Here is a 7,102-nt window from a genome sequence, read left to right as displayed (position 1 = left end):
GTGGTCGCGGTGAGCGCCCGGCGGGCGGGTGAGCCGGTGCCGGCGCGGCCGTAGCCACGGGCGTCCATCGCTGCCGCCAGCGCGAGGGAGCGGTCCAGGGCGTCGGTCAGCACCGGCACCACCACCGAGCGGACCAGCTGGCGGCGCGGACGCCGGGCGCCGGGAGCGGGGGCGCGCAGCCGTCGGGCCCGCTGCACCCGGCGGACCGAGTCGGCCAGCTGGGCGAACACCGTCACCGCGATCACCAGGGCGGTGCCGAGCTCGTACAGCGCCGGCGGCAGCGCGGCCAGCAGCCGGCGCGGGTCGGCCAGCGAGTTCGCCGCACCCACGCAGAGCACCACGGTGCCCAGCCGCAACCCGTCCTGCAGGGCGGCCACCACGGCGTCGGAGGTCACGTCGCCGAGCAGCCGCAGACCGGTGAACCAGTCCGGCAGCGGGACCTCGGGGAGTGCGAGCAGCACCGTGCCGCCGTCCTGGCCGCCGAGCACCACCCGGTAGAGCAGCCGCAGCACCACCACCGCACCGGCCAGGGCGAGGTAGAGCCGGAAGGACCGCGCCCAGGGTCCGCTGCCGCGGCGCAGCAGCACCACCTGGGTGACCGCGGCCACCAGCAGCAGGAGCAGCACCGGGTTGGTCGTCAGGCTGGCCGCCGCCGCGACGCCGACCGCCCACACCCACCAGGCCACCGGGTGCAGCGACCGCGGCAGCCGCGACCACCGCGCGGCACGCCCCGAGCGCGGCACGACGCCGGAGGGCGCGCCCGTCGTGGCGGTCGGTCGGGGGGTCGGCATCGGAGGGTCCTGTCAGCCGCGGGCGGACGCCCCGGCCGGTGCCCCCGACCGGCTCGCCCGCGGACCACGGCGGGTGGTGGTGAGCCGAGGTGCGCGCAGGCGATCCGACTCGTCCCACCGGGGTGGGGCACACGGTTGCGGGCCAGCGTCGGACTCCCACCGACTTCCCCTGCGACCACCTCCGTGGCGCCCGGCGGGCACCACCTGGATGTGTCGGCACCTTACAACGGCGACCGTGGCGGCCTACCCTCCGAGCATGGAGCGTGTGAGCTGGTGGCTGTGGCTGGTCATTAGCGTCGGCTGGATCGTCGTCGTGGTCTCGAGGGGCCTGCAGTGGCGAGCTGACCAACCGCTCGCCCTGGTGGACTGGGGGCTCCCGCTGCTGCTGGCCCTCGGGAGTACCACCACCTTCGTGTTCGCCGAACGCGCCCGTCGTGACGCTCGCCGCCGGCGGCGGGTGGCGCGTCGCTACGCGGTCCAGGATTCGCGCCCCGAGCGCTGAGCCCGTGCCCGGGCCGCGCCGTCAGCTGTCGTCGGCCGGGTCGTCGCCCAGGGCGTCGGCGATCGCGTCGTCGACCTGCTCGACGCGGCTCTGCCCGTCGGCTGCCGTGGCGGAGTCCCGGGCGCGGAGCCGGTCGGCGAGGTCCTGCGGCAGGCGCCCGACCGGTGCGTCGTCGCCGGTCGGCTCCTGGGAGCGTCGGTCCACCCCGTCCATCGCGACCTCCTCGTCAGCGCTGCGGTCCACCCCCCATGCTGGCACGCCCGGGCCACACTCCACAGCGCGCTCCTGAGCGCACCCCAGCGCGCTGAGCCTGTCGAAGCGCGAGGCCCCGACACCGGATCCGACCGTCTGCCCCGATCGCCCTTCGACAGGCTCAGGGCGTTGTGGTCGGCTGGGCGCTCGGCTCCGGTGGATGCCCTCCAGGCTCAGGGCGCTGGGGTCCGGGTCGTGCCTCGGGTCAGCGGACGAGGCAGGGGCGCTTGGGGTCGAAGGTCCAGCCGGGGACGAGGTACTGCATCGCCGTGGCGTCGTCGCGGGCGCCGAGGCCGTGCTCGGTGTAGCGGGCGTGCGCCTCGGCCAGCCGCTCGCGGTCGAGCTGGACGCCGAGGCCGGGGGCGTCGGGCACCTGCACCGCGCCGTCGCGGATCTCCGGCGGGCGGGTGGTGATGCCCTGGCCGTCCTGCCAGATCCAGTGCGTGTCCAGCGCGGTGATCTCACCCGGTGCGGCGGCCCCGACCTGGGTGAACATCGCCAGCGAGACGTCCAGGTGGTTGTTGGAGTGCGAGCCCCAGGTGAGCCCGAACTCCGCGCACAGCTGGGCCACCCGGACCGAACCGGCCATCGTCCAGAAGTGCGGGTCGGCCAGCGGGATGTCCACGGCGGCGCTGCGTACGGCGTGCGCCAGCTGGCGCCAGTCGGTGGCGACCATGTTGGTGGCGGTGCGCATCCCGGTGGCGCGGCGGAACTCCGCCATCGTCTCCCGGCCGGAGAACCCCTGCTCGGCACCGCACGGGTCCTCGGCGTAGGCGAGCACCCCGTGCAGGCCGGAGCAGATCCGGATCGCGTCGGCCAGCAGCCAGCCGCCGTTGGGGTCGAGGGTGATCCGGGCCTCGGGGAAGCGCTCGGCCAGCGCGGTCACCGCGGCGGCCTCCTCGTCCCCGGCCAGCACGCCGCCCTTGAGCTTGAAGTCGCTGAACCCGTAGCGCTCCTGCGCCGCCTCGGCCAGCGCCACCACCGCCTCCGGCGTCATCGCCTCCTCCCGCCGCAGCGCCGACCAGCGGTCCTGCTCCCCGGCGCCGACGGCATCCCCGCGGACGTAGGGCAGGTCGGTGCGGTCGGGGTCGGCGACGTAGAACAGGTAGCCCAGCATCGGGACGGACTCGCGCTGCTGCCCGTCGCCGAGCAGCTCGGCCACCGGCACCCCCTGCTGCTGACCGGCCAGGTCGAGAAGCGCGGACTCCAGTGCCGTCACCGCGTGCACCGTGGTGCGCAGGTCGAAGGTCTGCCCGCCGCGACCGCCGGCGTCCCGGTCGGCGTAGGCGGCGGTGACGCGGCGCAGCAGCGAGCGGTAGCGCAGCACCGGCTGGCCGACCAGCAGCTCCCCGGCCTCGGCGATGGTGCTCCGGATCGCCTCGCCGCCGGGCACCTCGCCGAGCCCGGTGCGGCCGTCGGAGTCGGTGACGACGGCGATGTTGCGGGTGAAGAACGGGCCGTGGGCGCCGCTGAGGTTGAGCAGCATCGAGTCGTGGCCGGCGACCGGGACCACCTCGACGCGGGCGACGGTGACGCTCATCAGGCGGTGGCCCCGATGCCCTGCACCAGCGCGGTCAGCTCGGCCAGCTCGTCCTGGGTGAGGTCGCTCAGCGGCGGACGGACCGGTCCGGCCGGGCGTCCGATCACCCGCATCCCGCCCTTGATGATGGAGACGGCGTAGCCCTTGGTGCGGTCGCGCAGCCGGGTGTAGGGGATGACGAACTGGTTGAGCCGGCGGTACACCTCGTCGCGGTCCTGGCGGCGGACCGCCTCGTAGAACTCGACGGCGAACTGCGGCACGAAGTTGAAGATGGCCGAGGAGTAGGTGGTCACCCCCAGCTGCAGCAGCGGCAGCGCGAACACCTCGGCGGTCGGCAGCCCGCCGACGTAGGTCAGCCGGTCACCCATCCGGGCGTAGGTGCGGGTCATCTGCTCGATGCTGCCCACGCCGTCCTTGAAGCCGACGAGGTTGGCGCTGCGCTCGCAGGCCCGCTCCACGGCCTCGTCGTGCAGCACCGCGTTGGCGCGGCTGTAGTAGACGACGCCGAGGGAGGTGGCCGCGCAGACGGCGGTGACGTGCTCCACCAGCCCGACCTGGTCGGCCTCGGTGAGGTAGGGCGGCATCAGCAGGATGCCGCTCGCGCCGGCCGCCTCGGCGGCCCGGGCCTGGGCGACCGCGTTGCGGGTGGAGCCGGTGGCCGGGGCGAGCACGGGCACCTTGCCCGCCACCCCCTCGACGGCGGCGCGCACCACCTGGTCGGTCTCCTCGGCGGTCAGCGAGAAGCCCTCGCCGGTGCCGCCGGCGGCGAACAGCGCCGCCACCGGGTAGCCGCTCAGCCACTCCAGGTGCTCGCGGTAGCCGGGGACGTCCAGCTCGAGGTCGTCGGTGAACGCGGTCACCGGGAAGGACAGCAGCCCGCTGCCCAGGACGGTGGCGAGCTCGGACGGGGTGACGGCAGGCACGGTGGCGGCTCCTCAGCACTCGGCCCGGCGGCGCGGTCCGCCGCCCGGTGGCCCCACCCTAGGAAGCCGCCCTGATACCCGTCCAGGACCGATCGGGCATCCGGTCATACCCCAGCTGGATCGTCCTGCTCCTCGACGGCTCGCTCCACCAGCCGCAGCACCTGCCGCAGCAGCGGGGTGAGTCCGTCGCGGGCCCAGAGGGCGTGCAGCTCGACCGGACGGGCCGGGTCGCTGTCGGCGTGCGCGCCGGGCACCTCGGTCAGCCGCTGGAACCGCACCCCCTGCACGTGCAGCGCCGCGACGCTGGCGGGCACGAAGGCGACCCCCTGGCCGGCGGCCACCAGCAGCACCGCGGTGAGCACCTGCTGCACGTGCTGCTCGATCCGGGCGTGGCCGTTGAGCAGGAAGCGGACGGTCAGCTCGTGCAGGTAGCGGGCCGAGGTGGGGTGGTAGCTGATCACCGACTGCCCGTCGAAGTCCTCCGGTGCGAGTGGACGGTCGACCTCGGCGAGCGGGTGCCCGTCCGGCACCACGGCGCGCAGCGGCTCGCGCAGCACCAGCCGGGAGGACAGCGAGGCGGTGTCGAACGGGGGCCGGGCCAGCCCGAGATCGATCTGGCCGCGGCGGATCCCGTCCACCTGGCCGCCGCTGGCGCTCTCGTGGAGCACGACGTCGACCTCGGGCAGCTCCCGGTCGAGCAGCCCCAGCAGCGGGCCGAGGACGCCGATCGCCGAGACCGCGGTGACCCCGAGGTGCACGGTGCCGGCCGAGCCCGCCTCCACCCGCCGGGCGTGCTGGACCGAGGCGTCGACCGCGGCCAGCATCCGGTAGGCGTCCTCGAGGAAGGCCGTCCCGGCCGGGGTCAGCGTCACCCGGCGGTGGTCGCGGTCGAGCAGCCGGGCGCCGACGCTGCGCTCCAGCCGCTGGATCTGGCGCGACAGCGGCGGCTGGGTCATCTGCAGTCGTTCGGCGGCCCGGCCGAAGTGCAGCTCCTCGGCCGTCGCGATGAAGCACCGGATCTGGTCCAGCGTGATGGCCATACCCGCAAGGTATCGGCCCGACGCCTCGCCGACGTTGGAGCCGGGCGGCGGCTCAGCCGGGGACCAGCCGCCGCCGGGTGGCGGCCAGGTGCACCCGCATCGCCGCCCGCGCGGTCTCCGGCTCACCGGCCAGGACGGCCGCGGCCACCGCGTCGTGCTCCTGGCGGACCCGCTCGACGTGGCGGGCGTCGCTGAGGGAGTACTCCTCGCCGAGCCGGGTCCGCGGCAGCATGATCATCATCGGTCCGAGGGCGTCGAGCAGCTCGAGGTAGAAGCGGTTGCGGCTGGCCTCGGCCACGGCGCGGTGGAAGGCGAAGTCGGCCTCCACCATCTCCGCCGGCCGGGCCCGGCCGAAGACCTCCACCGCCTCGCGGATCCGGGCGGCGGCGTCCTCGGTGCGGGCGCCGGCGGCCAGCGCGGCGGCCTCGCCCTCCACCCCGATCCGGAAGTCGATCATCGCCAGCACGTCGCGGTGGCTGCGGATGGCCGACTCCTCCAGGCGGAAGGACGACGGCTCGGGCACGGCCAGCACGAACGAGCCGCGCCCCTGGAAGGTCTCGACCAGCCCCTCGGCCTGCAGCCGGGAGACCGCCTCGCGCACGACCGTCCGCGACACCTCGAACTCCGCCACCAGCGCGGCCTCCGACGGCAGCTTGGCCCCCGGGCCGAGCTCGCCGGACAGGATCTGGCGGCGGATGCCGTCGACGACCCTGGCGGCCAGCGTGGTCGTCACGTCGCGGACGCGCCGAACCGTGCCGTCTCGACCGTCAGGGCGCGCATCTGCTCGCTCAGCGTGAAGCCCAGTCCCGGACGCTCCGGCAGCCACATCCGGCCGTCGGAGATGTCGATCCGCTCGTCGAACAGCGGGTCGAGCCACTCGAAGTGCTCCACCCACGGCTCGGTCGGGTAGGCCGCGGCCAGGTGCAGGTGGATCTCCATCGCGTAGTGCGGGGCGAGCGCCAGCCCGGCGTGCGCGGCCAGCGTGGCGAAGCGCAGGAACGGGGTGATGCCGCCGATCCGCGGCGCGTCGGGCTGCACGATGCCGCGGTAGCCGGCCTCCAGCAGGGCCATGTGCTCGGGCACCGAGGTGAGCATCTCCCCGGTGGCGATCGGGGTGTCGAAGGTGCGGCTGAGGTCGGCGTGGCCGGTGGCGTCCCAGGCGTCCAGCGGTTCCTCGATCCAGACCAGGTCGTAGGCCTCGAGCTCGCGGCACATCCGGCGGGCGCGGGCGCGGTCCCACTGCTGGTTGGCGTCGACCATCAGCGGCACCTCGCCCAGGTGCTCGCGGACGGCCGCCACCCGCTCCAGGTCGGTGCGCCAGTCCGGCTGGCCGACCTTGATCTTGATGCCGCCGATCCCGCTGGCCAGCGAGGCGTCGGCCTTCTCCTTGATCTCCTCGACGCTGGCCTGCAGGAAGCCGCCGGAGGTGTTGTAGACACGGCAGGAGTCGCGGTAGGCGCCGAGCAGCTTGGCCAGCGGCAGGCCGGCGCGGCGGGCCTTGAGGTCGTGCAGGGCGACGTCCAGGGCGGCGATGGCCTGGGTGGCCACGCCCGAGCGCCCGACCGAGGCGCCGGCCCAGAGCAGGCTGTCGTAGACCTTGGCGATGTCGGAGGGGTCCTGCCCGATCGCGACCTGGGCGACCTCCTTGAGGTGGGCGTACTGGGAGGGGCCGCCGGCCCGCTTGGAGTAGCTGAAGCCCATGCCCTCCACGCCGTCGGCGGTGGTCACCTCGGCGAACAGCAGGACGACCTCCGACAGCGGCTTCTGCCGGCCGGTGAGCACCTTGGCGTCGCTCACCGGGTTCTGCAGCGGCAGCACCACGTGCGACAGGGAGATCGAGGCGATGGAGTCGGACATGGGCATCCCGTTCGGTCGGACGACTTGTATGATGAGTCCGGAACTTATCCGATGAGCAGGGGAGGGACAAGAGTGTCCGCAGCCGACCCGCCCGACACCCCGGTCGCGCCACCCGGCGTCTCCGGGCGCACCGAGCCGGAGCAGATCGCGGCCGAACCCGCCCCGGCGCCGCCGCCCCGCCGGTCGCCGGCGATCCC

At 74.6% G+C, this 7,102-nt stretch carries 8 protein-coding genes; 1 reads left to right on the top strand and 7 read right to left on the bottom strand.

Features of this window, described 5'->3' with window-relative positions; translation table 11 throughout:
* Nucleotides 1–791 (bottom strand): CbiQ family ECF transporter T component (locus tag DVA66_RS14865; RefSeq protein WP_332872876.1); only part of this gene is annotated, 791 nt, incomplete at its 3' end.
* 256 nt (nucleotides 792–1,047) lie between these two features.
* Between DVA66_RS14865 and DVA66_RS20970 the strand changes: the two genes are divergently transcribed.
* Nucleotides 1,048–1,293 carry a hypothetical protein gene (locus DVA66_RS20970; protein ID WP_157974027.1) on the top strand — a complete coding sequence of 82 codons (246 nt, stop codon included), beginning with the start codon at nucleotides 1,048–1,050 and terminating at the stop codon, nucleotides 1,291–1,293.
* Between the two features lie 21 nt (nucleotides 1,294–1,314).
* Here DVA66_RS20970 and DVA66_RS14860 read toward each other — a convergent pair whose 3' ends face one another.
* The 6 genes from DVA66_RS14860 to DVA66_RS14835 form a co-directional block, all read right to left on the bottom strand.
* Entirely contained in the window at nucleotides 1,315–1,536 is a 222-nt protein-coding gene (locus DVA66_RS14860; protein WP_114560788.1) for a hypothetical protein, read from the bottom strand.
* Nucleotides 1,537–1,750: 214 nt separating this feature from the next.
* Nucleotides 1,751–3,085 (bottom strand): enolase C-terminal domain-like protein, encoded by a 1,335-nt coding sequence (locus DVA66_RS14855; protein WP_114560787.1) that lies wholly within the window; start codon nucleotides 3,083–3,085, stop codon nucleotides 1,751–1,753.
* A complete protein-coding gene (kdgD, locus tag DVA66_RS14850; RefSeq protein ID WP_114560786.1) occupies nucleotides 3,085–4,008 on the bottom strand; it encodes a 5-dehydro-4-deoxyglucarate dehydratase in 924 nt (307 codons plus the stop codon). Before kdgD ends, DVA66_RS14855 begins: the two co-directional genes overlap by 1 nt.
* Before the next feature lie 104 nt (nucleotides 4,009–4,112).
* Nucleotides 4,113–5,048, bottom strand: coding sequence for a LysR family transcriptional regulator (locus DVA66_RS14845; protein WP_114560785.1), 936 nt, complete (start codon nucleotides 5,046–5,048; stop codon nucleotides 4,113–4,115).
* Nucleotides 5,049–5,100: 52 nt separating this feature from the next.
* Entirely contained in the window at nucleotides 5,101–5,781 is a 681-nt protein-coding gene (locus tag DVA66_RS14840; protein WP_114560784.1) for a FadR/GntR family transcriptional regulator, read from the bottom strand.
* Nucleotides 5,778–6,905, bottom strand: coding sequence for an L-talarate/galactarate dehydratase (locus DVA66_RS14835; RefSeq protein WP_114560783.1), 1,128 nt, complete (start codon nucleotides 6,903–6,905; stop codon nucleotides 5,778–5,780). Before DVA66_RS14835 ends, DVA66_RS14840 begins: the two co-directional genes overlap by 4 nt.
* Nucleotides 6,906–7,102 lie beyond the last annotated feature (197 nt).

Source organism: Desertihabitans aurantiacus (assembly GCF_003344635.1).
In the GTDB taxonomy this organism is placed as follows: Bacteria; Actinomycetota; Actinomycetes; order Propionibacteriales; family Propionibacteriaceae; genus Desertihabitans; species Desertihabitans aurantiacus.
Note: the sequence above shows the minus strand (reverse complement) of the source record. Positions and strands in the feature narration are given on the sequence as shown.